This window comes from Parendozoicomonas callyspongiae (assembly GCF_023502345.1).
In the GTDB taxonomy this organism is placed as follows: Bacteria; Pseudomonadota; Gammaproteobacteria; order Pseudomonadales; family Endozoicomonadaceae; genus Sansalvadorimonas; species Sansalvadorimonas callyspongiae.
The window spans coordinates 129,968-155,097 of sequence record NZ_JAMFLX010000004.1 but is presented as its reverse complement, the minus strand read 5'-3'; the positions used below and the strand labels follow the sequence as shown (position 1 = coordinate 155,097).

General features: G+C 48.4%; 25 protein-coding genes. 16 read left to right on the top strand and 9 right to left on the bottom strand.

Annotated features, from left to right (window positions below):
- Nucleotides 1-28 precede the first annotated feature (28 nt).
- Entirely contained in the window at nt 29-286 is a 258-nt protein-coding gene (gene grxC, locus M3P05_RS04540; protein ID WP_249698165.1) for a glutaredoxin 3, read from the bottom strand.
- A gap of 92 nt (nt 287-378) precedes the next feature.
- Nucleotides 379-795 (bottom strand): rhodanese-like domain-containing protein, encoded by a 417-nt coding sequence (locus tag M3P05_RS04535; RefSeq protein WP_249698164.1) that lies wholly within the window; start codon nt 793-795, stop codon nt 379-381.
- 643 nt (nt 796-1,438) lie between these two features.
- Here M3P05_RS04535 and M3P05_RS04530 point away from each other — a divergent pair.
- Nucleotides 1,439-2,815 carry an alanine/glycine:cation symporter family protein gene (locus tag M3P05_RS04530; protein ID WP_249698163.1) on the top strand — a complete coding sequence of 459 codons (1,377 nt, stop codon included), beginning with the start codon at nt 1,439-1,441 and terminating at the stop codon, nt 2,813-2,815.
- A gap of 181 nt (nt 2,816-2,996) precedes the next feature.
- Nucleotides 2,997-4,529 (top strand): 2,3-bisphosphoglycerate-independent phosphoglycerate mutase, encoded by a 1,533-nt coding sequence (gene gpmM, locus M3P05_RS04525; protein ID WP_249698162.1) that lies wholly within the window; start codon nt 2,997-2,999, stop codon nt 4,527-4,529.
- A gap of 49 nt (nt 4,530-4,578) precedes the next feature.
- On the opposite strand, the gene M3P05_RS04520 is transcribed toward gpmM, so the two are convergent.
- Nucleotides 4,579-5,700 (bottom strand): diacylglycerol/lipid kinase family protein, encoded by a 1,122-nt coding sequence (locus tag M3P05_RS04520; protein ID WP_249698161.1) that lies wholly within the window; start codon nt 5,698-5,700, stop codon nt 4,579-4,581.
- A 194-nt stretch (nt 5,701-5,894) separates the two neighbouring features.
- Here M3P05_RS04520 and M3P05_RS04515 point away from each other — a divergent pair, with 194 nt between their 5' ends.
- The 4 genes from M3P05_RS04515 to ushA all read left to right on the top strand — a co-directional run bounded on the left by M3P05_RS04515 (nt 5,895) and on the right by ushA (nt 11,529).
- The gene (locus M3P05_RS04515; protein ID WP_249698160.1) at nt 5,895-7,055 is read left to right on the top strand and encodes a murein hydrolase activator EnvC family protein; all 1,161 of its coding nucleotides are present in this window, start codon (nt 5,895-5,897) and stop codon (nt 7,053-7,055) included.
- 120 nt (nt 7,056-7,175) lie between these two features.
- Nucleotides 7,176-8,573: a S41 family peptidase gene (locus M3P05_RS04510; protein WP_249698159.1), complete on the top strand. Its 1,398-nt coding sequence runs from the start codon at nt 7,176-7,178 to the stop codon at nt 8,571-8,573.
- Between the two features lie 101 nt (nt 8,574-8,674).
- Nucleotides 8,675-9,760, top strand: a complete 1,086-nt coding sequence (locus M3P05_RS04505) for a hypothetical protein (protein WP_249698158.1) — start codon at nt 8,675-8,677, stop codon at nt 9,758-9,760.
- A 104-nt stretch (nt 9,761-9,864) separates the two neighbouring features.
- Nucleotides 9,865-11,529 (top strand): bifunctional UDP-sugar hydrolase/5'-nucleotidase UshA, encoded by a 1,665-nt coding sequence (ushA, locus tag M3P05_RS04500; RefSeq protein ID WP_249698157.1) that lies wholly within the window; start codon nt 9,865-9,867, stop codon nt 11,527-11,529.
- A gap of 66 nt (nt 11,530-11,595) precedes the next feature.
- Here ushA and M3P05_RS04495 read toward each other — a convergent pair whose 3' ends face one another.
- On the bottom strand, nt 11,596-12,792 hold the full coding sequence (locus M3P05_RS04495; RefSeq protein ID WP_249698156.1) for a hypothetical protein: 1,197 nt from the start codon (nt 12,790-12,792) through the stop codon (nt 11,596-11,598).
- A 243-nt stretch (nt 12,793-13,035) separates the two neighbouring features.
- Here M3P05_RS04495 and M3P05_RS04490 point away from each other — a divergent pair, with 243 nt between their 5' ends.
- Nucleotides 13,036-13,581, top strand: coding sequence for an LOG family protein (locus tag M3P05_RS04490; RefSeq protein ID WP_249698155.1), 546 nt, complete (start codon nt 13,036-13,038; stop codon nt 13,579-13,581).
- Between the two features lie 31 nt (nt 13,582-13,612).
- On the opposite strand, the gene M3P05_RS04485 is transcribed toward M3P05_RS04490, so the two are convergent.
- Nucleotides 13,613-13,996 (bottom strand): hypothetical protein, encoded by a 384-nt coding sequence (locus M3P05_RS04485; protein WP_249698154.1) that lies wholly within the window; start codon nt 13,994-13,996, stop codon nt 13,613-13,615.
- Nucleotides 13,997-14,111: 115 nt separating this feature from the next.
- Between M3P05_RS04485 and M3P05_RS04480 the strand changes: the two genes are divergently transcribed.
- Complete coding sequence (locus tag M3P05_RS04480) at nt 14,112-15,053, top strand: protein DA1 (protein WP_249698153.1); 942 nt, start codon at nt 14,112-14,114, stop codon at nt 15,051-15,053.
- 63 nt (nt 15,054-15,116) lie between these two features.
- On the opposite strand, the gene M3P05_RS04475 is transcribed toward M3P05_RS04480, so the two are convergent.
- From M3P05_RS04475 to M3P05_RS04470, 3 genes are read right to left on the bottom strand one after another with little or no spacing between them, the layout of a single operon-like run.
- Nucleotides 15,117-15,314: an aldo-keto reductase family protein gene (locus M3P05_RS04475; RefSeq protein ID WP_249698152.1), complete on the bottom strand. Its 198-nt coding sequence runs from the start codon at nt 15,312-15,314 to the stop codon at nt 15,117-15,119.
- Nucleotides 15,233-15,415 carry a hypothetical protein gene (locus M3P05_RS21200; protein ID WP_408635858.1) on the bottom strand — a complete coding sequence of 61 codons (183 nt, stop codon included), beginning with the start codon at nt 15,413-15,415 and terminating at the stop codon, nt 15,233-15,235. Before M3P05_RS21200 ends, M3P05_RS04475 begins: the two co-directional genes overlap by 82 nt.
- Nucleotides 15,397-15,666 (bottom strand): aldo/keto reductase, encoded by a 270-nt coding sequence (locus M3P05_RS04470; RefSeq protein ID WP_249698150.1) that lies wholly within the window; start codon nt 15,664-15,666, stop codon nt 15,397-15,399. The genes M3P05_RS21200 and M3P05_RS04470 overlap by 19 nt, the downstream gene beginning before the upstream one ends.
- Before the next feature lie 214 nt (nt 15,667-15,880).
- On the opposite strand from M3P05_RS04470, the gene M3P05_RS04465 reads away from it, so the two are divergent.
- The 7 genes from M3P05_RS04465 (at nt 15,881) to M3P05_RS04435 (ending at nt 22,985) form a co-directional block, all read left to right on the top strand.
- Nucleotides 15,881-16,510: a YqiA/YcfP family alpha/beta fold hydrolase gene (locus tag M3P05_RS04465; protein ID WP_249698148.1), complete on the top strand. Its 630-nt coding sequence runs from the start codon at nt 15,881-15,883 to the stop codon at nt 16,508-16,510.
- A 132-nt stretch (nt 16,511-16,642) separates the two neighbouring features.
- The gene (parE, locus tag M3P05_RS04460) at nt 16,643-18,532 is read left to right on the top strand and encodes a DNA topoisomerase IV subunit B (RefSeq protein ID WP_249698146.1); all 1,890 of its coding nucleotides are present in this window, start codon (nt 16,643-16,645) and stop codon (nt 18,530-18,532) included.
- Nucleotides 18,532-18,810 carry a DUF5655 domain-containing protein gene (locus M3P05_RS04455; protein ID WP_332841996.1) on the top strand — a complete coding sequence of 93 codons (279 nt, stop codon included), beginning with the start codon at nt 18,532-18,534 and terminating at the stop codon, nt 18,808-18,810. The genes parE and M3P05_RS04455 overlap by 1 nt, the downstream gene beginning before the upstream one ends.
- An 81-nt stretch (nt 18,811-18,891) precedes the next feature.
- Entirely contained in the window at nt 18,892-20,052 is a 1,161-nt protein-coding gene (locus tag M3P05_RS04450; protein ID WP_249698141.1) for a DUF262 domain-containing protein, read from the top strand.
- Complete coding sequence (locus M3P05_RS04445) at nt 20,045-21,154, top strand: AAA family ATPase (RefSeq protein ID WP_249698140.1); 1,110 nt, start codon at nt 20,045-20,047, stop codon at nt 21,152-21,154. The genes M3P05_RS04450 and M3P05_RS04445 overlap by 8 nt, the downstream gene beginning before the upstream one ends.
- Before the next feature lie 12 nt (nt 21,155-21,166).
- The gene (locus M3P05_RS04440; protein ID WP_249698138.1) at nt 21,167-22,150 is read left to right on the top strand and encodes a hypothetical protein; all 984 of its coding nucleotides are present in this window, start codon (nt 21,167-21,169) and stop codon (nt 22,148-22,150) included.
- Nucleotides 22,151-22,397: 247 nt separating this feature from the next.
- The gene (locus M3P05_RS04435) at nt 22,398-22,985 is read left to right on the top strand and encodes a hypothetical protein (RefSeq protein WP_249698136.1); all 588 of its coding nucleotides are present in this window, start codon (nt 22,398-22,400) and stop codon (nt 22,983-22,985) included.
- Between the two features lie 62 nt (nt 22,986-23,047).
- Here the strand turns inward: M3P05_RS04435 and M3P05_RS04430 are convergent, their stop codons facing one another.
- The gene (locus tag M3P05_RS04430; protein ID WP_249698133.1) at nt 23,048-23,353 is read right to left on the bottom strand and encodes an ankyrin repeat domain-containing protein; all 306 of its coding nucleotides are present in this window, start codon (nt 23,351-23,353) and stop codon (nt 23,048-23,050) included.
- Between the two features lie 108 nt (nt 23,354-23,461).
- Here M3P05_RS04430 and ettA point away from each other — a divergent pair, with 108 nt between their 5' ends.
- Nucleotides 23,462-25,120, top strand: a complete 1,659-nt coding sequence (ettA, locus tag M3P05_RS04425) for an energy-dependent translational throttle protein EttA (protein WP_249698131.1) — start codon at nt 23,462-23,464, stop codon at nt 25,118-25,120.
- Nucleotides 25,121-25,130: the final 10 nt, after the last annotated feature.

Below are 25,130 nucleotides of genomic sequence, written 5' to 3'. Positions count from 1 at the left end.
TAACAGGGTTCATACACTCAAGGCTGTATTAGTCAGCGTTGAGAAGCTGGTCGAGTTCTCCAGTGGCCTCAAGGGCATAGAGATCATCACAGCCACCAACATGTTTAGTGCCAATCCAAATCTGGGGGACTGAAGTCCGGCCTGCTTTTTCTGCCATCTGCTGGCGAACGTCAGGTTTGCCATCAACAGAGATAACCTCAACAGGCACGCCTTTTTTGGCTAAGAGGGCAAGCGCACGATAGCAGAAAGGGCACCACGATGAACTGTAAACAATGGCTTCCTGCATTGCTGTCTCCGTTTTTTTACTTTGAAAATACCATCTCATGATTCGATACAAAAATGGCATTTTTCCGATCATGGCGTCTTCTCAACCCGAGACTATTTTTTGACCAGCGGCAGGCTTTCTCCCTGCCAGGAGCTGATACCACCGCTCAGTCGCACAACCTGCTCAAAGCCTGCATCTTTCAGCTGCTTGCCTGCGGCACCAGTATGCTGCCCCATGGCGTCCACCAGAATAATTGTTCCGGATTTGTGCTTCTCCAGCTCATCCATACGCGTTTTAAGGCTGACATGGGGAATGTTGATCGCACTGGTAATAAAACCACGGGAATATTCTTTCTTATCACGCAAGTCAACCAGGGTTGCGCCCCCTGCATTCATCATCTGGGTCAGCTCCTGAGTGCTGATACTTTGACCACCCTTACGCATCTCAGTAAAGGCCAGCATCGCCAGCAATACGGCAAAGGAGCCGGTCAGCATGGGATGGTTAATGATGAATTCGATTAATTGTTCCATTAGAAAAGCCGGACAACCCAAAATTACGACAAGTTGGCAAGTATACAGACTGACAGAACAATTTCACCATTCCGGGTCAATGGAACAGGATCGGAAATAAATTTGAAAAAAAATTGAATCCATCCTTTCAACTTCTTCGCACCAAGCTGCAGAGGTACAAAGATGGATAACCTTTGTACCTAAATCGAGCTATTTACAAAAAATAGCTCGGATGTTACTAATTGCTCACACCTTGAGTTGTGCTTAGAGGGTTTTAGCTATGGGCGGATGTTGCGACGGGAGGTTTCCCTACGGAAAGCATACATGTTTTTATGATCGTGAAGAGCCAAAATGGGGTCAGATCATACCACTCGTTATGCTGGCGATTCCGATTCTTGGTTACCTGCTCTCTGCATAATTAAAGAATCTTTCAAAGGCAGCTGCTGCCTTTGTTTCAACAAATAATAAAAATTACGGGATGAAATTCCCTGAATATCAACGTGCGCAAAACTTGTTACTTTTGGGGGTTGTAGCAGGTTCAGAATTCAATCACTTGAAAAAATAATCATTATGGGAATGCTTACGGTGAAGTGAATCTCCTTCTTTACAGCACTCGTAAGTTTTTCCAACACCATTCAATAAAATAAAAAGGGTAGAGATCCTTATGGAAGCACTTACCTCTTTCTTTAGCAGTCTTAACTCCATTGTCTGGGGACCAGTCATGCTGGTTCTGATTCTGGGTACAGGTTTATTCCTGATGCTCGGACTCAAGCTGATGCCAATTCTTAAATTGGGGACAGGTTTTCGATTAATGTGGAAGGGCAGAAGCTCTTCAGATAAAGAACAAAGTTCAGGTGAAATCTCTCCATTCCAGGCTCTTATGACCGCGCTTTCTGCAACCGTTGGTACCGGTAATATTGCAGGCGTAGCAACAGCTGTATTCCTGGGGGGGCCAGGTGCTCTGTTCTGGATGTGGTGCACAGCATTGGTCGGAATGGCAACCAAGTACTCTGAAGCCGTGCTGGCAATCAAGTACCGTGAAGTTGGTAAAAATGGTGAGCATGTCGGTGGCCCGATGTACTACATCAAAAATGGTTTGGGAAAGAAATGGGCCTGGATGGGAACAGTATTTGCCGTGTTTGCTTCCATAGCTGCCTTTGGTATCGGTAATACTGTTCAGGCGAACTCCGTTGCCGCTGTTCTTGAAACAAATTTCAGTATTCCTACATGGGTTTCCGGTCTGGTGATCATGGTACTGGTTGGCGCAGTACTATTAGGCGGTGTAAAGCGTATTGGTGCAGTGGCAGGCTCACTTGTCCCTACTATGGCCATCGCTTATCTGGTTGCCGGTATTGCCGTTCTGTTTGTGAATGCTGACGCTATTCCGGCAGCTCTTGATCTTGTGTTCACTCAGGCCTTTACCTCAACAGCAGCGGAAGGTGGTTTTGCCGGTGCAGCTGTCTGGATGGCTATTCGATTTGGTGTTGCCCGCGGAATCTTCTCTAACGAAGCAGGTCTGGGCTCTGCTCCTATTGCCCACGCCTCCGCGCAGACCAATGATCCTGTTCGCCAGGGTCTGGTGGCCATGCTGGGTACCTTTATTGATACCATTATCATCTGCTCCATTACCGGTCTGGCTATTATCACTTCCGGTCTCTGGACATCCGGCGATTCCGGCGCAGCCCTGACCTCTGCCGCATTTGCCAAGGCTCTGCCCGGTGTTGGTAACTATATAATTGCCGTTGCCCTGAGTATCTTTGCTTTCACAACCATTCTGGGCTGGGCTCTGTATGGCGAAAGAAGCATTGCATACCTCTTTGGTGTCAAAGCTATTACTCCTTACCGCATTGCCTGGATTATCGCCATTCCGGCCGGTGCTGTTCTGAGCCTTGATTTCATCTGGCTGGTTGCAGATACCCTGAATGCCATGATGGCCCTGCCTAACCTGATTGCCCTGATTCTTCTGAGTCCTGTGGTATTCAAATTAACCAGAGAATACTTCTCATCTGATAGAAAAGAGGCAAGCGTCCCAACAAGCTAATACCGTCCTCAGCAAGGCAGTCATGCAAATGTGACTGCCTTGTCCTGCCTTTTTAAACCAATGATTTCGCACACTTTCTCACAGGCTATTGTCCGGTATTGGTAAGTATTCTACGTAGCCTCAATGCCCGGAAAGCGCTAGAATTCACACTTTGAATTTCCTCACGCGACGCCGAAACAGCATGACAAAGCGCACTACAACTGCACTGCTGATTCTTGATGGCTGGGGCCATCGTGAATCCGCAGAATCCAACGCCATTCTTGCAGCCAATACTCCGAACATGGATCGCATGTGGGCTAAAAACCCGCATTCCCTGATCTCCGGTTCCGGTGGTGATGTTGGCCTGCCGGACGGCCAGATGGGTAACAGTGAAGTGGGTCATATGAATCTGGGCGCTGGTCGCATCGTCTACCAGGACCTGACTCGTATCACCAAATCCATCAAGGACGGTGAGTTTGCCCACAACCCTGAGCTGGTTAAGGCTGTCGATGCAGCTGTTTCCACAGGCAAGGCCGTTCATATCATGGGTCTGATGTCTCCCGGCGGCGTTCACTCCCATGAAAGCCACATCCACGCCATGATTGAAATGGCCGCTGAACGGGGTGCCAAGGAAGTTTATGTTCACGCCTTCCTTGATGGTCGTGACACTCCTCCCCGCAGCGCCAAAGCATCCCTGGAAAAGACCGATGCTCTGCTGCAGAAACTGAATGCCGGTCGTGTCGCCAGCATTATCGGCCGTTATTACGCTATGGACCGTGACTCCCGCTGGGAGCGCGTGGAAGAAGCCTGGAACCTGATAACTACAGGTGAAGGCGCATTCACTGCTGCTACCGCAGTTGAAGGTCTGGAAGCCGCTTACCAGCGTGATGAAAACGACGAATTCGTTAAAGCCACCAGCATTGTTCCTGCAGGCAAAGAAGCTGCAGTGATGAAAGATGGCGATGCCGTTATCTTTATGAACTTCCGTGCTGACCGCGCCCGCCAGCTATCCCGTGTATTTGCTGATGATGCTTTCGATGGGTTTACCCGCAAGCAGCGTCCTGCATTGGCCGGTTTCGTTATGCTGACCCGCTACGCTGACAGTATCCCTGCTCCCTGTGCTTTCCCACCAGCAACGCTGGTTAACACCATGGGCGAATACATGGCCAAGCTGGGCAAAACCCAGCTGCGTATTGCTGAAACCGAGAAGTACGCCCACGTAACCTTCTTCTTCAGCGGTGGCCGTGAAGAGCCTTACGGCGGTGAAACCCGTATCCTGGTGAACTCGCCCAAGGTTGCTACCTATGACCTGCAGCCAGAGATGAGCGCACCGGAAGTGACCGAAAAGCTGGTTCACGCCATTGAAAGCAGTGAGTACGACCTGATCATCTGTAACTATGCTAACGGCGATATGGTTGGTCACACTGGCGTGTTTGATGCAGCAGTCAAAGCTGCTGAATGTGTAGACACCTGTGTTGGCCGCATTGTCGAAGCCCTGGAAAAAGTGAACGGCCAGTGTCTGATCACTGCCGACCACGGTAACGCTGAACAGATGGAAGACCCATCTACCGGTCAGGCTCACACTGCTCACACCTGCGAAGCAGTGCCTCTGATTTACTCTGGCCCGAAAGATATTGTCCTGAAGGATGGCAAGCTGTCTGATATTGCTCCAACTCTGCTATCACTGATGGCGCTGGAACAGCCGGAAGAGATGACTGGCCACTCTTTGATCTAACACTCCGTCAGATCATAAGCAGATATAGAGTGGCCGTTTAATGGTCACTCTATTTCGCTTTTCCCAGAAATCTAAATGCACCCGGAAGCCAGGTGATTTCTGCCGGAGTCTGTAAGACCGGCTCACCATCATATTGAAGAAGAATCGGGCTTTCTCCATCTTCATGTCTAATAGCTGCGTTTGTAAACTCAACCATCTTGCTTCCAGGCATTCTCCTGCCCAGTTGGTGGTGTAATAAATCCCAAAGAATTTGAAAACGACTTGAAGAAGGTTCAATCAGCATGGCTCCCTTATCGCTTTCTGGTTTCATCGCTGGGAAAAACCTCTGCCCTCCTCCAACTGTTGGGCCACAACCTCCAAGAATCATCCCCAGATTAAAATTTTCCCGGCTTAACTCATCCAAGGCGACGTGCACTTTTCTGGCCTTCCAGTTCATGAGAGAAAGCAGCGTGATAGCCGGGTATTTCAAAAATCTGGGTATCCAGTTAAGTACTGGCCTTTCTCTTATATTGCGATCGTGACGATATTTAATAAGCCCACCATCTGCACAAACGCCGAGGTCAAACTCATCTACAGCATACTTACGAATCAAGTTACCACCTTCACCTAATCGATCAGCCTGAATCCGGTAAGCGCCATAACTTACTGTCCTGCCACCCCACCGAATAATGTCGAGAGCTTTTTTAAGGTTAAAAGGGATTCCAAGGGTTCGGGCGATGTCATTGCCAGTTCCGCAGGGCAGAACACTAAAAACAACATTCTTCTTACCATGCAGGTTCTGGACAACTTCACTGACAGTACCATCACCGCCAACTGCAACCATGAGAACCTGGTCATCATCGCTTTCCGACTCACTTTCCCACTCGTCATATAATCTTTCAGCTATCTCAGGAACTGCTCCCGGGTATGAGCTTTCAGCAACTTCGTACGTCAGCTCCTCATCAGAAGCAACCGTCATTGAATCTTTGGGGATAAACAGCTTGCGAACATATTTGTCGTGAATCGACATCCATGTGCTGGCGCACCGACCAGAATTGCTAGCTCCATTAACGATAAAACAAACATGGGATATCCCGGCTTCCAGAGGGGATGAAGCCAGAGCCAGAACGGTAATAAACCACAGAAATATTTTTCTGCTGAAAACACCAGTCTCAAATCGTTTGTATAACATTTGAATAACTTCGTCTGAAATAACTGGTTGGAAACAATAGTATGAAACCAGTTTTTATTGATATCCCCGGTGTTCCTGCTCATTTATTGCTTTAATCGAATAATGGTAAAGCGTTTTTCCTGAACGATATTGCCCACGCTGGAGAAAAATGATGTCCTCTCTCTACCGGCAAAGGCTTTCTCTGGGCATAATGAATGGCACGAGCCGCGATAGAAACCGCAATGAAAATCCAGTCACTGACATTCAGCCTGATCATGGCCTTATTGCTGGTCATGCCACCCTCTCCTGCAGTCGCAGAGAGTGATTCCGCTCGCCTTGAGCGTATCAACAGGGATATTAAAGAACTGCGGGTTCTTCTCGATAAAATCCGGAAAGAACGCAGCAGCATTGAAACGCGCCTTGAGCAATCAGAAAAAGAACTGAACCGCGTTAAGGGCAGCATCCGTAAAACGGAGAAAGAGCTGAAAGAGGTCAAGATCGAAGAAAAAAAGCACCAGGCCCGGCGCAGTGAACTGAAGAATGAACAGTCTCGTAACCAGAAGGTGGTTGCCAAGGCTATCAAAGCTGCCTACGTCGCCGGGCAGGATCCCCAGCTGAAAGTCATCCTGAACCAGCAAAGTCCCTCTCAGGCCGGGCGGATGATGGTCTATTACGACCGGTTTGCCCAGGCTCAGTCAGATGCGTTGCTTGCACTCAGGGAAAGTGATCGCAAACTGGCTCTTACAGAAGACAAGCTGGTTCGCGCCAGCAACACCATCAGCGATAAAAAAAACAGGCTGGCAGCCCAGGCAAAAGAGATGGATGCCCAAAGCAAAGAGCGACAGCTGATACTGGCCAAGCTCACTGCAAGTGAGAAGACCAGCGGTTCCAAACTCGGGCGCCTGGAAAAAGAACAGCAGGAGCTTCAGGAAATCCTCTCATCCATCACCACCATTGAGTACGTTGCTTCAATTGATAAACCTTTTAAGAAAGAACGCGGCAAAATGCAGTGGCCGGTTAAAGGGAAAATTCTTCATCGTTACGGTGAAAAGCGCAGCGAATCCAAGGTTCCCTGGAATGGCGTATTTATTAATGCCAGTGTCGGCACAGCTGTTAAAGCCCCTCACCATGGCAGAGTCATCTTCTCCGACTGGATGAAGAGTTTTGGTCAGCTGTTGATTATCGATCATGGCGGTGGCTATATGACTTTATATGCACACAATCAGGAGCTGCTGAAAACTGTTGGCGACTGGGTGCTTCCAGGGGAAAAGATTGCACTGGTTGGTGACAGTGGAGGCCAGCCAAGAGCCGGGCTTTATTTTGAAATTCGCTATAAAGGCCGCCCCTCCAACCCTCAGGCCTGGTTACGAGGCTAGGTTCTGTTTCTCCAGATATACTCATTAAGTTCTGTTTATTAAATTAACGCCCGTACAAGGAAGACAAAAAGAGGCTGCACGTAAAAAATGGTTAATAAATCCTATCAGCAGGAGCATTGCATGCCCTTTCCACTCATTAATCGATTTTGGGCTTTTCGTACCTGGGGGCTGGGGTTATGCCTGGTTCTTTCGCTGGCTTTGACTTCCGGCCAAATCTCGGCTGAGGAAAAACAGCCAGAGAATGCCGGCACTTCTCTAAAACCTGAAAAAGGCAGCCTTCCTCTTGATGAGCTTCGCGCTTTCACGGAAGTCATGCAGAGAATCAAGTCATCTTACGTTGAACCCGTTACTGATACTGAGCTTCTGGAAAACGCTATTCGCGGCATGCTGGATAACCTTGACCCTCATTCAGCCTATCTGGAGCCGGAAGATTATAAAAACCTCGAACAGAGCACATCCGGAGAATTTGGTGGCCTTGGAATAGAGGTTGGCAGTGAAGATGGCATGATCAAGGTAATCACGCCCATCGATGACACACCTGCTCAACGAGCCGGTGTAAAAGCCGGCGACCTGATTATCAAAATCGACGATACACCGATTCGCGGTATGGGCCTGAAAAAATCAGTTGAACTGATGCGTGGTAAACCCGGCGAACCGATCAAACTGACCATTATCAGGGAAGGCGCCAGTCAGCCACTCGATATTACTGTTGTTCGAGATATCATCCGGATTGAAAGTGTCAGACATCGCACGCTGGAGCCTGGCCTAGGTTATATCCGTGTCAGTCAGTTCCAGGTCGATACCGGCAAAGAGGTTGTCGACTCTATTAAAGAACTGGCCAAGTCGCAGGAAAACGAACAGCTGAACGGTCTGATTCTGGACCTTCGCAACAACCCCGGCGGTGTCCTTCAGGCAGCAGTTGATGTTGCAGACGTATTTCTGGATGACGGGCTTATTGTTTATACAAAGGGCCGGATTCCAAACTCTGATATGAGTTACAGCGCCAGCAAAGCAACCCCAGCCGGAAAAATGCCTCTGGTTGTCCTGATCAATGGTGGCTCAGCATCAGCTTCGGAAATTGTTGCCGGAGCCCTGCAGGATCATCGGCGTGGCATTGTTGTTGGTACCAAGAGTTTTGGTAAAGGCTCGGTGCAGACTGTTCTTCCGCTATCCACAGATAATGAGCGCGGCCTTAAGCTGACCACAGCCCTTTATTACACTCCGGGAGGACGCTCTATTCAGGCTGAAGGCATTATGCCGGACATTACCGTCGACAATGCCAGTGTCACCAGGGTCAAGGAAGATCAGGGATATCGTGAGTCAGACCTGAAAGGCCATCTGGACAATGCAGATGATAACAAGAGCAGCAACAAGAACTCTTCTAACACAGGTGCCAGTGAAAGTGAGCAACCACTTGATGTCACTGACTACCAGTTGAACCAGGCTCTTAATATCCTGAAAAGCCTTTATCTCTCCAACCAGAAAGGGAGTGGGCAGTCTATTTCCACTCTCCATTAATCAGCGCCCTTTCTAATAGCTAGGCAGGTAGTTAATACTGCTACCCGTCTGGTTATTGGCTCTCTCCTCTTACCTCTATAACCTGCGCCAGTTTTTATTTGATGACTGTGGATATTGGTCTGGTTATGGCGTCTAACTCAGGTATATCAGGATTAAGTACTTCTTATCCCTCGACAGTGCCAACGAGCAGTGTTGTCACGACAACATCCACTGTCACGACAACAACCCGCGATGGTAGGAGGGCTGCCAAACAGCTGAAGGCGCTTCAAAAAAAAGTTCTAGCTAACCCAAACGATACTCCTGGCTGTGTAGCCATTACGGATACATCTCCAACTCATAGCTCCGGTTCATCTGATGATGATTTTCCGATAGCACCACCTCCATCCAAACGCGCGGCATTTTCCACTCAGCCAACAACTACGTATTTATCGTCTACACCACCCCGAACGTCTCGGACAAGAACACCAGTACAATATGAACGGAGATACGCTACCAGGCCTCCTGCCCCAAATCTGAAGAAGGCATCAACAAGCATAGGCATTCAGGTCTCGACAGAAACAGAACGAAATCAACATGACATTGATGAGCGCCAGGCAAAAGAGAGAGAAAGCACTGAACGCCTGTTACGAATTGCTGAACTTGAAACTCAATTACAAGGCATGCAGAGCCAGATTCAAAACCTGACTCAAGACGCACTTCAAAGCAGGTTTCAACAATATGCTATTAATGAGTACGAGCAAGAACTACTCATTTTGAAACTGACCCAGCAATTGATCTGTGACGATACAAACAATTTTGCAGAAGCTATGGCTCTACTCCCCTGCAATCATGCTGCGGATGCTTCTCACTGGGTGCAGTGTCACCCAAGATACTATCGCTGCCAGAGCTATGGCTGCCATGCGAGACTTCAAACAGAAGCCACTGTGAAAAAAAGAGATCAAGTTATCAGAGAACTTGTACCGCTGGTGCTTGCACGACAGGCTGGTTTTTTTGAAGAGCCACACAGGATTGATGTAATTCAGGAATTTTGCGTCAAAGTTTACATGTGTACAGACCCACTTCCTGATAAAGGTGTTCGCTGGTTCACACTTCGCAAACAGTGTATTCAAAAAATCAAACAGGCTGTTACTGAAGCAGCGACAGAACTCAACGAAAAAATACGAGAACACCTTGATCAAGATCATTAAACCATTATTAATTACTCTTCTTTAAACCAGCGCTTATTCAATCCTGCACTAAGTTTTTTCATAATCCGCGCAAGTGAAATCCCCTAACACACATGGACTAACCCGTGAAAAAATCTCACTTGCTGAAAACAACAGCTCTGGCCTCAGTTATTGCTGCCACACTTGCTGGATGCGCCACCACTTCCGCCCCTGCTCCCCAGTGGGAAGAAGGTAAAACTTACGATCTGACTGTTCTGCATACCAACGATAACCACGGCCGCTTCTGGCACGACAAGCGTGGTCAGTATGGTATGGCTGCCCGTAAAACTCTGATTGATCAGATCCGTGCAGAAGTTGAAGCCGAAGGCGGTCAGCTGCTGCTGCTGTCCGGTGGTGATATCAACACGGGTGTACCTGAGTCTGACCTGCAGGACGCTGAGCCTGATTTCAAGGGCATGAGCCGTATCGGCTATGACGCCATGGCTCTGGGTAACCACGAATTCGATAACCCTCTGAAAGTTCTGCTGAAGCAGGAAGAGTGGTCCAACTTCCCATTCCTGGCTGCCAACATCTACAAAGATGGCAACCGTCTGTTTGACCCTTACAAGATTTTTGAAAAGGGCGATATGCGCATTGCTGTTATCGGTCTGACCACCGAAGACACTGCCAAGCTGGGTAACCCTGAATTTATCAGCGATATCACCTTCACCGACCCAAAGGTTGAAGCCAGAAAAGTCATCGCTGAAATCAAGCAAACTGAAAATCCTGACATCATCATCGCAGCCACACATATGGGTCACTACCAAAATGCTATGAGCGGTATCAACGCTCCTGGTGATGTGACTCTGGCCCGCTCTCTGGAAGTTGGCGACCTGGATATGATTATTGGTGGTCACTCCCAGGAGCCTGTCTGCATGGAAGGCAAGGACGATGTTAACGAGAAGTACAAGCCAGGTATGACCTGTACTCCTGATCAGCAAAACGGCACCTGGATCATGCAGGCTCACGAATGGGGCAAGTATGTTGGCCGTGCTGACTATGAATTCAAGAATGGTGAGCTGAAGCTGGTTTCCTACGACCTCATTCCAGTTAACCTGAAGAAGAAGATCAAGGTTGACGGCAAGAAGACCTACGTTCTGATCGAAGACGAAATCAAGCAGGATCCAGAACTGAAGGAATTCCTGAAGCCTTACCAGGAAAAAGGTCAGGACTCCCTGCAGAAGAAAGTTGCTGAAACTGATGCCAAGCTGGAAGGTGACCGTAATGTTGTTCGTTTCCAGCAGACCAACCTGGGTCATATCATTGCCCAGGCTCAGGCAGAGCGTTCCGGTGCAGATTTCGGCGTAATGAACTCCGGTGGCGTGCGTGATTCCCTGAGCGAAGGTGAAATCACCTACAAGGACGTTCTGACTGTACAGCCTTTCGGCAACATCATCACCACCGTTACCATGAGTGCTCCTGAAGTGATCGAGTACCTGAACACTGTTGCAACAAAGCCAGTTGACTCCGGTGCCTACGCTCAGTTCTGGAACATCTCCATGCGCGTTGAAGGCGGTAAGGTTCACGATGTAAAAGTTGGTGGTGAGCCCATCGATATGAGCAAGTCCTACAGCTTCTCCATCCCTTCTTACAACGCTGCAGGTGGTGACGGCTATCCCAAGATCAACAACCATCCAAACTTCGTTAACACCGGTTTTGTTGACGCAGAAGTACTGAAGGAATTCCTGGAAAGCCACAGCCCAATCGAAGCTCAGGCTTACGCTCCCAAGGGTGAGATGATTTACCGTTAATCGCGGATAAAAGTCACAGCTCTTACAAGCCACTCATCGTTATGATGAGTGGCTTTTTTGTCTTCCTTATCGAATTCCAGATGAGGGAACTGGATCGAGATTAATGAAGCCAACTCCACGAGCATGGTGAACTTCTGCCAGCTCAGTGATAAAGGCGAGTACACTCTCAACTTTCTCGAACTCCAGATATTCAACCTGCCCTCTGAAGGGAGCCGGAATATAGAACCGCCCCTGACAGCGCAACAGTTTATAGGCGCTACTGCTATCTGGTCTTTCTCCTCCTATCGCAAGAATAAAGGCATCATCGTCAACCTGGCTGCTCAGCACCCCATAGAGTTCCCGGGCAATAGAGTAATTTGCAAGCTCCATTGGTGGCTGCATATGCCGATACTGACTGTCCTGGAATAAATCTCCAACAGCCTGTCTGCGCCTTTGGTCGTTCAGCCTGTCACCCCCTGTTCTAAGGGCAATATTGTGAAGAACCAGTGTTCGGGCCTGCTGTAACTCATCCCTGGCTCTTTCCATGTTATAGCTAACCGGTGACTGACGGTCAGTAATGTCTTTGTACTCCACTTTGCTCTCTTCGAGCGCTTTCTTAAGGCTGTGAATCTCCACCTCTTTCATAATATTGGAAAGGAGATACAAACCACCGCTACAGCCAAAGCTGAGAACAGCCTCCTTGAGGTTTAAGGTGACAGTAGAGAACAATCCATACAGAGCAGCTATACCACTGGCTACATCTGCCAGGGATGCTGGCCTCATTACACATTGGTTGTAACGCTCTTCCAGCTCTCTCTGCAGTTCTTCAATAAACGTCTGACGTTCTGAAATGTTTTCATTTTTGATCTCCATCATTCCCTGGGCGCTACCCAAAAGGCGGGCAATGATCATCTGGTTCTGGTGATACTGCTCCATTGCACCTGGGTGAGAGAAACGGGCTTCTTTGCGTTCCAGAATATGGCGGGCATAGTTTTGCCAGTGGTTGATAAACCCCAGATCCTGATACAGGAGATACTCATCATTATTGCGAATATAAACTTTGTTAACAGGTGGGACTTCTGTTGTTGTATGTCCCATCATCCCTGGGCTTTGGTAAGAATATCTAGAGGGGTCGGGGTAATGCCCTCCATTAGGTGACATAGGGCCTTGGTAAGTATACCCTCCCGCATTAACGACCAGAGGACAGACAGCAACCATTGCTCCTGCCAACATGGTGACTTTCAGGGATGATAAAACCAGCTGTAAACGATTTACCTGAAGCATGACTTTTTCCTTGGGAATAAAACATTAGATAACGTCCTGCAGCAACGGTTACATTCGCTTGCCTCGCTATACACAAAGCAACCAAATCAGCCACTGTTAGCCGCGTTGGACTCAACACCAAGGAAAGAGTTCCGGAATTTTTGTAACAGTTCTTCGTCTCCAAACTCCGCTGTTTATGCAATAGTTAATAGACTCGAGAACAACTCGCTTTCTCTCCCCAAAAGGAACGGAAAAGAAAATAATATGAGAAGAATTTGTATTTTCTGTGGTGCCAATCCAGGTCTTGACCCCGAATTCCAGCAGCAGGCTCTTAATCTGGCAGATGCAATGGCAGCCCGGAAAATTGGGCTGGTTTATGGCGGAAGCAGTACCGGCCTTATGGGGGTAATTGCTGACCGTGCTTTAGAGCATAACAGTGAAGTGATTGGCATCATGCCCACAAACCTGGTTGATACTGAAATCGCTCATACAGGTCTTACTGAACTGATGGAAGTCAGCTCAATGAGTGACCGTAAACAGGCCATGCAGGAAACAGCCGATGCATTTGTCGCACTTCCTGGCGGATACGGAACCCTGGACGAACTGTTTGAGGCTCTGACCAATGCCCAGCTTCACCTGCACAGCAAACCCGTCGGGATTCTTAACGTAAATGGGTATTTCGACAGCCTGCTGACCTTTCTGGATCAAGCAGAGCAACAGGGGCTGCTGAAAAGCTACAACCGACGCCTGCTTAAGGTTGGTACTACACCCGAAGAGTTGTTGGAAAACTTATTCCAAAAACAAAAGTAGTTCTTATGCGAACCATATGAAAACGACCACTTCAAGTATGAAAACTGAGATAGCGGCTGATATCAACACTCGTTTGATTACTCCTCAGTTTGCTGACCAGTTCATCCAGCAACTCCATAACCATAGGGGATGTTGATCCCTTATCCGTGACCAAAGGACTGGTCAGATCTTTGGATTCAAGGTGCGCTTCCTGCAAGATACCACGCAGATAGTGCGGCAGGTTGTAACTGATATCTGCCGGAAGAACAAAGTGTTTGGATAACCGCTTCCCTCCTCTCTGGATGATATCAACTTTGACATCAACGGCTGATGCCGGTGTTTCAGGGATGATCACACACTCAACATCCATGTTGGCTACAATTCTTTCATCCGGAATATGCGCGATTATGGCGTGACGATGAATACAGGTGGACATTCTCGCCCTCCCAAAACTGCAAATAACTTTGGAAGCAAAACGCTCGAATTATAGTCATGCAGCGGTAATGGCGATCTATTCTGAATAGATACTCAAAACACACGGACAGTGAAATTTGAAGTGCCATCGCTGCAAGAAACCATTATCAAACCACTTTGTGCGGGCCATGGGTCAGGTCTGGCACAGGGAGTGCCTGCGCTGCGAAGGCTGTGATAAAGTAATCTACGGACAATATATAAAAAAGCAGGGTAAACCCTGGCACCAGCAATGCTTTCAGGAAAAGTTCATCCCTCGCTGCGATGTCTGCAAGAAATATCTGACCGGCCAGTATCTGCAGGATTACTGGGGCAATAATTTCTGCTTGTCCCACAGAAAGTATGCGAAATGCACCAGCTGTGGCCGCGTTGTCTGTGGCCCCATCACTGGCGGTGGAATGCAGTTTCCTGATGGCCTGATGATCTGCAACCTGTGCGCTAATGATGGTGTCGCAACAAACAGCCGGGCACAACGGTTGGCACTCGAAATGCGAGAAGCCCTGAAAAAACTTGGGCTGAACCTCTATAATGCAGAGACACCTGTGCGTCTTGCAGACCGGGATGAATTACACAGCAACAGCCGACATGATCATCATGATGAACACCCTTTACTAGGCTTGGCAATCTGGAGCACAAGCTTTGCTGGAAAGCGGATTGTCTCACGGGACTTCAGAGAGATACTGGTTCAGAAGAACCTTCCTGAAGAACACTTCAGAACGGTTGTTATCCATGAACTTGGACATGCCTGGTTTTTCTACAACAACCCCAAAGGCAAACGCCTGCCATTGAAAGTTGAAGAAGGCATGTGTGTGCTGCTGGAATATCTCTGGCTGCGCAGGCAAAAGACGGAAGAAGCCAAGTACCGGATGAAAGTTATTCTGGAAACAAAAGATCCCATTTATGGGGATGGATTCAGAGAAGCCAAAAAGTCCCTGAAGTATCTCTCCCTTCCTTCGCTTGTAAGGTATGTGCTGGATAAGGGGAAATTCCCTTCAGCGCTTTCTGCTTTCTTTTATAACTAGAGCTTTTTTTACGGATAATTTCTCCGCTACCCGCTAAATCCAATTAGCGAAGAATAAGGCTAATTAAGGCAACAAAGAACTGCGGGCAGCAACAAACAACTGACACCACTGCTCCCTGCTTAAGATAACCTTTTGGGTCTCGCCACAGGCTTTAATACGATCAAGACTGGTCGTACCAATCACGGCCTGAATATCGGCCGGATGTCTTGCCAACCAGCCGAGAACAATCGCTTCCCGGCTGACACCCATAATCTCTGCCATCTCTGCAACCAGTCCAATTTGGTAAGGCTCATCTCAAGCTGGTTAACAACCAGGGGCTTATCCAGAAAGGACTGCAGGAATTTCATCTGTGGCCAGGACATGTTGGACACACCAAATAAACGTACCTTACCGCTGCGATACAATTCATCAAATGCCGCAGTTCAGGACGCTCAGCCAAAGCACGCCCAAAAACTTCTTCTGCTTTGCCAAAAGCATAAATATCGGTGTGATCAAAAAAATTAATGCCTGACTCGAGGGCTGTATCAATAACTTTATGAGCCTGATCGATATGTTCCCGGGTAATTGCATCCCAGTTCCAGCCACCACCCAGCCCCATACAGCCATAAGCCATAGTGCTTGCATCGGGCAGGAATATATTTAGAGGAATTGGGTTCATACTGCACCATTATTATTTATTCCCTTGGCACCAGTGTACGCCTTTTACACCTCTCGTTTTTGTCATGTATCAGAAAAGAAACTTGCTCGAACACTGTTATTTAGAAAGAGCCTCTGTGCTGGTAGTATGCAGAGTTCATGTCTTCTAAACAGGCTGGAGGGGGGTAACTGTGGTTGATAAGCGTCCACTCCTTTTATACATCCATGGTTTTAACAGCTCTCCGCTGTCTACAAAGGCGCAGGTTCTTGGTCAATACATCAAGAATCAGAATATCCCCTGTGAGTATATTGTTCCCCAGCTCCCGGAATGGCCCGGTGAAAGTGCCCGCATGCTCTATGAAATGGCAAGTGTAGCCCTTGAAGAGAAACCGGTGTATATCATTGGCAGCTCCCTGGGAGGGTACTTCGGTACCTGGTTGATGGAACGCCTGCTGGAAGAGGAATCCCATTTCCCGGTTAAACTGGTATTGATCAACCCGGCAGTGCGCCCTTACGAGCTGTTCGAAGAATATCTCGGCCCCCAGAAATACTATTATAGTGATGATGAGTACGAGCTGACCACAGAACATATTGAGCAGCTGCGCCATCTTGAAGTTGCCAAGCTGCATCATCCAGACAATATTCTTCTGTTGGCTCAAACCGGCGATGAAACTCTCGATTACCGCCTGGCCGTTGAGCGTTACAGCGACTGCCCCCAGCGAATTGATGAACGCGGCAGCCATGCCTATGAAGATTTCGCTGAAAGCATCCCGATGATATTCAGCTTTTTCAGCCCCATGCTGGCACCAACTGCAGCATAGGAAATGTAACCGCATAAACCCGGCTTTGAACAGACAGGGCAAGACGTTTTAAACTTGTCCGGTTATTGAATTTGTCAAAGCCCTAATAAAGGGTCAGACCTCCGCTTCAGAAAGGAGCTCTCCAAAATAAGCATGCAGAACGAATATACTGCCGAAGCCATAGAAGTCCTCTCAGGATTGGACCCTGTGCGCAAACGTCCGGGCATGTACACCGATACCTCCCGGCCAAACCACCTGGCCCGGGAGGTTATTGATAACAGTGTCGACGAAGCCCTGGCTGGCTTCGCTTCTGAACTGAAAGTACGCCTGCACCCGGATAACTCTCTGGAAGTGACCGATAACGGCCGCGGTATGCCTGTGGATATTCACCCCAAGCATAAGGTTTCCGGTGTTGAACTGATCCTGACCCGCCTCCATGCCGGTGGTAAATTCTCCAATAAGAACTATCAGTTCTCTGGTGGTCTTCATGGTGTGGGTGTTTCCGTAGTTAACGCTCTCTCCAGCAAACTGGAGATTACCATTCGTCGCGGCGGACAGGTTTACACTATTGGTTTTGCCGATGGTTTTAAAACTGAAGATCTGAAGATTGTCGATACCTGCGGAAAGCGTAACACCGGCACCACAGTTCGATTCTGGCCTGATGCCAAGTACTTCGACTCATTCAAATTTGCAGTATCCCGTCTGAAGCACACCTTGCGTGCCAAAGCCGTTCTCTGCCCAGGCCTGAAAGTCAGCTTCCAGGATATTGCCAGCGGTGAATCTGAAACCTGGCATTACAAAGATGGTCTGCGTGATTACCTGTCTGGTGCAGTAAAAGGTTATGAACTGCTTCCTGCCGAGCCGTTTACCGGCAGCCTTCAGGGTGAGAAGGAAGCTGTAGACTGGGCCGTGATCTGGCAACCGGAAGGTGGTGAACTGACTACCGAGTCTTACGTCAACCTGATTCCTACTGCCCAGGGCGGTACTCATGTTAACGGCCTGCGCAGTGGTCTGCTGGAAGCGATGCGTGAGTTCTGTGAAATTCACAGTCTTCTGCCTCGTGGTGTAAGGCTGGCTCCGGAAGATATCTGGGAACGCTGCTCTTATGTGCTCTCTGCCAAACTGGCTGACCCACAGTTTTCCGGTCAGACCAAGGAGCGTCTCTCCTCCCGTGAGTGTGCTGCCTTTGTTTCCGGCGTGGTAAAAGATACTTTCAGTCTATGGCTCAACCAGAACACCGTTCTGGGCGAACAGCTTGCTGACCTCTGCATCTCCACGGCCCAGCGTCGTATGCGTAAGGCCAAGAAGGTTGTGCGCAAGAAGATATCCCAGGGCCCTGCCTTACCCGGCAAGCTGGCTGACTGTTCCAGTCAGGATATGAACCTGACTGAAATCTTCTTTGTAGAGGGTGACTCTGCGGGCGGTTCTGCAAAGCAGGCCCGTGACCGCGAACATCAGGCAATCATGCCTCTGCGAGGCAAGATTCTGAATACCTGGGAAGTCGACTCCTCCGAAGTTCTGGCTTCACAGGAAATTCACGATATCTCTGTTGCCCTGGGTGTCGACCCTGGCTCCGATAAGATCGACGGCCTGCGTTATGGCAAAGTCTGTATCCTCGCCGATGCTGACTCCGATGGCCTTCATATCGCCACCCTGCTCTGCGCCCTGTTTATCCAGCATTTCCGTCCACTGGTGGAAGGTGGTCATATCTATGTGGCCATGCCTCCTCTGTATCGAATCGATATCGGCAAGGAGGTGTTCTACGCACTGGATGAAGGCGAGAAAGATGCAATCCTTGATCGTCTGAAGGCTGAAAAGAAGCGCGGCAAGATCAACGTCCAGCGCTTTAAGGGCCTTGGTGAGATGAACCCGCTGCAGCTTCGTGAAACCACCATGGCGCAGGACACCCGCCGTCTGGTTCAGCTCACAGTTGAAGATGTGATGGGAACACGCCAGGTGATGGATATGTTGCTGGCCAAGAAGCGTGCTTCGGATCGTAAGAAGTGGCTTGAGGCTAAGGGTAATCTGGTCGAAATTAGTTAATTGAAGATGTAACGGCAGATTTTCTAAAGAGGTACGTTGCTTTCAAGCTGGATACTAATTTTGTGGATGTGGTTCCACAGGCATCAGGCTTGCGCCTTTCCCTAAATATGAAATTTGATGAGATCATTGACCCGCAAAAACGTTGCAAGGATATCTCAAACGTTGGTCGCTGGGGGAATGGTGATGTGGAGATCAAGCTGGCTGAACTGGCAGAGCTAGATTATGTGATGGAACTGGTGCACCAGGCTGGGAAGACTAGAATAGCCAGTTTTCTTTGATCAGGCCAATGAATTTGCCATGGGGCCAAACTGTGAGAGCATGTCGTCATAGCTCTCACCAAAGGTTTTCAGGAGACAGTAATGTCAATCAATCAGGATGAAGAAAACACCATTGAGCTGGAGGAAGAGCAGTTTGAATCGGAGGGAGTGGAGAATGATTCCAACCCCGATGATCAGATGCAGCCATTCAATCCCAGCAAGATTGATATCGCCGTCTCCCCTGTATCCATGGATAGCCTAATTGAGCGCATGGAACATGGTGAGATTGAGCTGAATACAGACTTTCAGCGGCGAGCTGATCTCTGGTCTCCCAATAAAATGAGCCGACTGATTGAATCAATATTAATCAGGCTGCCTCTACCTGCATTTTATTTTGATGCCAGTGATGAAGATAAGTGGCTGGTTGTTGATGGGCTACAGCGCCTTTCAGCTATACGCAAATTTGTTTTAGATAAGGAAAGGCCGTTAAGGCTGCATGGACTTGAGTTCCTTTCAAAGGAGCTCAAAGGTAAAACCTATGATGAACTGCCTCGGGTTTATAAGAGGCGGTTGAAAGAGTGTCAGGTCACCACCTACCAAATCAGACCCACTACCCCCACAGAAGTGAAATACAGTATCTTTCAACGTATTAATACCGGTGGGTTGACTCTGAATAATCAGGAAATACGGCACGCAATGGCTAAGCCAAGAGAGCGGGATTTTCTGAAAAAATGCGCAGAAAACCAACATCTCATCATGACTATGGGTGACCAGTCCCGCCGTATGAGTGATCAGGAGCATGTGCTCAGATTCTTTGCTTTTTTTCAACATGACTTCCAAACCAGTAAAAAGAACATTACAGCGTTCCTTGATGATATGCTGGAAGAGATCAAACAGAAAACTGACGCAGAGTTGGTCGGCCTGAAAGGCTTGTTTGACACTGCAATTGAGCGCTGTAACCGGTTATTGGATGATGATGTTTTTTTGAAAATACTTGATGGCTCTCAAAAGCAAAAGCGGAAAAGCAGCACTTTATTTGAGGTCTGGTCTGTTTGTCTCGGGCGATGTAAGCCAGAGGAGTTTGCCAGACTGGAGTCCAATAAGGATGTGATTAAAGCCCGTAATCGGGAGCTGCTAAAAGAGGATATAGAGTTCTTCAACGCTATTACTTACAGCACTCAGAAACTTGAGAACGTGAAGATACGGCATGAGCGGGTAAAAAATTTACTTAATCAGGTTTTGAGGGAGACGAGTGATGCTTGAGTACCTGCATGTCAGAAACTTTAAAACTTTGCTAACAGGCGGCTTTCCGCTATCTCAGCTGAACATTTTTTCAGGCCTTAACGGCATGGGAAAATCCTCTCTCATACAAACACTGCTGCTCTTGCGGCAGTCCTATGAGAGGAATGTTCTCTTTTCAAAAGGACTATTGCTTAAGGGCGATTATGCGTCTCTAGGAACTGGACGGGATGTCCTCTCTCAAGAGAGTGAAGAAGAGGCCATATACTTCACAGTGAAATGGTCTGAACGGGAAGATGCAGCAACTTTTGTATTTGACTATGCCTCTCAGTCCGACTTACTACCTGTACAAAGTCAGGTGTCTGTAGATAAGCCTGAAGAGTTAAGCCTTTTCAATCAAAACTTCCAATACCTTAGTGCTGACAGGGTTGCTCCAAAAAGTCACCATGAACTCTCTGAGTTTCACATCAACGAGTTGAACTCACTGGGCAACCAAGGGGAGTATACCGTTCATTATATTGCTGATCATGCTGACCAGCCTCTTGAAAATAAAGACCTGATTCACCCCTCTGCCGGCTCTAATGATTTGCTGGCCAATATTGATGCATGGATGTCTGAAATTGCTCCTGGCCTTAAGGTAAAAACAGAAGCTTTACCACAATATAACTCCGCCACCCTGAGTTTTGCCTTTGTACAGGGAAATGAGACAACCAATGAGTTTAAACCTCAAAACGTAGGCTTTGGTTTGAGCTACGTACTTCCGGTAGTTACGAGCATCTTACGAGCCAAGCTTGGCGACTTGCTAATTATTGAGAACCCAGAGTCTCATTTGCACCCTGCTGGCCAAGCCGTCATGGGGCGGTTATGTACGCTGGCAGCACAATCTGGCATTCAACTAATAGTAGAATCGCACTCTGATCACTTCCTGAATGGTGTCCGTGTTGCCATCAAAGAAGGTTTTGCCCCAAAAGAAACTGTGAGCTTGTTTTTCCTTGAGCGAGAGAATGAGGGGAGTGAGCATGCATCGCACATTCGAAAACCCAAAATTGATGATCTAGGCCGTATTGATGAGTGGCCAAATGGTTTCTTTGATGAGTGGGATAAGCAATTGGATCGGCTTCTATAAATAAGGTGTTGTATGAGCCAGGTGTTGGTTTTTAACCACCATTCTCTACCATTTGACAGTCAATCCAGTGCCAGGGCAGCAATACCAGAGTTTATTCAGGTGACCCTGCGCTGCAGGGGTTATGGCTACAACCTGATGCTACTTGATGAGAGCATGGACCCAAACTGGTTTCAGGTTCAGTTGGCTCCAGATTATGCTTGGAGAAACTGGTATGACGAAGCTTGTGAAGACAGTGGCCTGAAAGAGGTTGTACGAGCTTTTCGCAGTTTGCAAACCAGACAACCCCTGCTTACAGATGTTGACTTGGAAAAGATTGGCTACTGCAGAGAGGTTGGGCTGAAAGGGGAGTCAGCTGGTCTATCAGCGCTTCTTGCTTGCCATTTTTATAACTCTTTTTTAGTTAGCCTCCCAATCTCTGAAAAATGGACAAATAATGAGCTTCAGGCCTGGGTGTTTGATGTAGATGAGGACGAGAATGATTTTTCTGAGACCGGCGTGGTAATTGATAATATCTTTTCATCTGAATCGTTAGTGTTCCACCAGGGTGCATTAGAACACCGTAGGGCAGAGCAGCTCGCTACAGGTAAAGAGCTTTGGAATAAGCGCAAAGAATTCTTTGATGGTTTAGAGTTTCTCGATGACTTCGGAACCCAGTTGAAAACGTGGGGACATAGGGCAGATATTCTCAGTAAAGCCAGAGACGCTCTCCTATGCATGAATGATTTTGTCCATCAGTGGAATACAGGAGGATTTACTGATTATCAGCATGAGCATCTGTCCACCTGCGGGCTTTCTGCAAAAGTGAGCGGCGAATCATCATCTATAAATAAAGACCCCAAAAAAAGAAGTGAGCGCGAATTCTGGCTGCCTAAAGGCGTAAAAGTTAATTGCCAAAACCATGTGACACTACCTGGCGGTTATAGGCTCCACTTTTACCCAGAGTCATCTGAAAAGACAATCTATATAGCCTATTTGGGTCCACACCTTACACTTTAGGATCCTCCAAAAAGAAACATATCTTAACTCTAAAAAATTATCTGAAAGAAAATGCCAATACATTCACCTCTACAGTGGGCTAACATACAGGCCGATTTGCTCTTTTCCCGGCCAATCCATTGATCTGAGCGAATATCAGCGGGGAAAAGGGGGTTTATAATTACTGGTGCACTTGGGTTTGGATTTTGATTTCCAAGCTATTGTTACTTGTGCAGACACGTGAAAATCAATAGAAGAAGCTCCTGGAATGCAAAAAGGCTTAAGTAAAGAAGAAGCACTGGAAGTCGAACTTAAAGCAATTATTGAATACAGGCTGCAGTTTTACGCAGAGTGCGAAAATAAAATCAAAGCTCTGTATGAAGCCGATATGGATCGTCTTGAGAAGAGTCTCGAACAGTCCAAAGCCCGAATTCGTGAACTGACCGAGCAGGGAGTCAAGACCAAGGCGGATATTAACCACCAGCTGACAGAGGTCAGTCATCTGGAAACTCGCCTGAGCACTCTCGAACAGGAAAAAGAGCAGGCTCTCAAAGACGAAGCCGCTGCCAAGCGTCAGATTCAAACCCTGGATGGCAAGGTCAAGCAAAGCCAGAAAGAAGCTAAAGAGAATGTTTCTGAGCTGAAGCGTCTCAGACACCTTGAGCCAGAGAAGCTGAAAGCCAAGCTGCACGAAGCCAACTCCGAACTCAAGGCTAACAAGAAGCAACTGGCTGAGGCATCCCGTTTGGCCCGCTCCCGCAAGAATGAGATCGATCAGTTGACGCGCCAGCTGAAAGAAGCGGAAGCCAAGATCAAAGAAGCTGAAGAAGAGCAGGTTGAGGAAGAAGTATCCTGATCCTTACCAGCCTTGAGTCTTTCACTCCTCAATCACCATGAGTGAGGAGTGAAAAGCTTAACTTATTGATCTGTTTTCTCTGGTTGCGGATAACGCGAGTATCCAAGAAAAATACTACGCAGTGTTTTATTGCCACTGTTAACGGCGATATCGTAAATTCTCTGACCATCCTGGCGTTTGACGAATGGATCTGCACCTGCCCCCAGCAGTAGTTTGGCCATTTGACAGTTCTCCATAATTAACACCATCTCCAGAGGATACTGGCCGCTGGAATCTCTCTCGTTGATATCAACGCACTCACACTCAAGAATAGCCTTCACTTCTTCTGGTGGGATGGGATGGGATGGGATGGGATGGAGTATAGACACGAAACATAGTCTCTTTCGGGTTAACCAAGCTCTTGGTTCTGGTGTCTCAGCCGTTCATCTTGTATGTTTAGCCGATTAACCTGACATATTTTCAAGAGACACTTTCTGATGGCTCAATACGTCTACACCATGAACCGGGTCAGCAAGGTTGTGCCGCCCAAGCGCACAATCCTGAAGGACATCTCCCTGTCCTTTTTCCCGGGTGCAAAAATTGGTGTTCTCGGTCTTAACGGTGCCGGTAAATCTACCCTGCTGCGCATCATGGCAGGCGTCGACAAGGAGTTTGACGGTGAAGCCCGTCCTCAGCCCGATCTGAATGTTGGCTACCTGCCACAGGAACCAGAACTGGACCCTGGCAAAACCGTTCGTGAAGTTGTTGAAGAAGCTCTGGGTGAAATCAAGGAAGCCCAGGCCAAGCTTGATGCTGTCTACGCAGCTTATGCTGAACCTGATGCAGACTTTGATAAGCTCGCCAAAGAACAGGCCAAGTGGGAAAATATTATCCAGGCTGCTGACGCTCATAACCTGGAGCGTAAGCTGGATGTCGCAGCCGACGCTCTGCGTCTGCCTGAGTGGGATGCCAACGTTGCCAACCTGTCTGGTGGCGAGCGTCGTCGTGTAGCTCTGTGCCGCCTGCTGCTGTCCAACCCTGATATGCTGCTGCTGGACGAACCAACCAACCACCTGGATGCTGAATCCGTTGGCTGGCTGGAACGCTTCCTGTGCGAATATCCCGGAACAGTTGTGGCGATCACCCACGACCGTTACTTCCTCGATAATGCCGCTAACTGGATTCTGGAACTTGACCGTGGCCACGGTATTCCATGGGAAGGTAACTACAGCAACTGGCTGGAGCAGAAAGAAGCCCGCCTGCAAACCGAACAGAAACAGCAGGACGCACACCGCAAGGCTATGCAACAGGAACTGGAATGGGCCCGCTCCAACGCCAAGGGTCGTCAATCCAAGAGCAAGGCCCGTCTGGCTCGCTTCGAAGAGATGCAGTCCCAGGAGTTCCAGAACCGTAACGAAACCAACGAAATCTATATTCCACCCGGCCCTCGCCTGGGCGACAAAGTTCTGGAGTTCAACAATGTCTCCAAGGGTTTTGATGGCCGCCTGCTGATTGATGATCTGAGCTTCAGCGTGCCCAAGGGTGCCATTGTCGGCATTATCGGTGGTAACGGTGCTGGTAAATCCACTCTGTTCAAGATGATCACCGGTGAAGAGAAGCCTGATGCCGGTTCCATCGAACAGGGCGAGACCGTAAAGATCTCCAATGTTCAACAGATGCGTGATGAGCTGGACAACAGCAAAACTGTCTGGGATGCCATCGCCGATGGCCAGGACATTCTGCGCATTAACGGCTATGAAGTTCAGTCCCGTAAGTACATCGGTCGCTTTAACTTCAAAGGTGGTGACCAGCAGAAGCGTGTTGGTGAATTGTCCGGTGGTGAGCGTGGCCGTCTGCAGTTGGCTGCAACCCTGAAGGAAGGCGGTAACGTGCTGCTTCTCGACGAACCTTCCAATGACCTGGACGTTGAAACCCTGCGTGCTCTGGAAGAAGCCATGCTGGCCTTCCCTGGCTGCGCTATGGTGATCTCCCACGACCGCTGGTTCCTGGACCGTGTTGCTACTCATATTCTGGCTTACGAAGGTGAGTCTAAAGTGACTTTCTTTGAGGGTAACTACACCGAATATGAAGCTCAGTTACCGGAAGAGAAAAAACTGAATCCTCACCGCGTGAAGTACAAGCGTATCGACGGTTAACTCTGCCATC